Source organism: Polynucleobacter sp. AP-Reno-20A-A9 (assembly GCF_018882085.1).
Taxonomy (GTDB): domain Bacteria; phylum Pseudomonadota; class Gammaproteobacteria; order Burkholderiales; family Burkholderiaceae; genus Polynucleobacter.
Map to the genome: position 1 here is coordinate 1 of NZ_JACVPB010000035.1, position 295 is coordinate 295.

The 295-nt window shown below is 46.4% G+C and carries 1 pseudogene; it reads left to right on the plus strand.

The features are described from left to right. A pseudogene (locus ICN39_RS11090) lies at positions 1-167 on the plus strand (integrase core domain-containing protein); the annotation flags it as partial. Positions 168-295: the final 128 nt, after the last annotated feature.

Genomic DNA, 295 nt, shown 5'->3' on the forward strand with positions numbered 1-295 from the left:
AGCGTGGTTGCCCCAAGGTTCTTCGCAGTGACAACGGTCCAGAGTTTGTGAGTACCATCTTATTGGAATGGGCGGTAGAGCGAGGTTTGCACAACTTACATATCGAGCCAGGTAAACCTTGGCAAAACGGCACTAATGAGAGTTTTAATGGCAAATTTAGAGATGAGTGGGTAATCCCCCCACAGGTTAACTGATCTCAGAGGTAGAATTTTCTCAATAAGAGGAGTTCTACATGAAGCGTTCTAAATTTACCGACAGCCAGATCATGGATGCCCTAAAGCGGGTTGATGCTGGC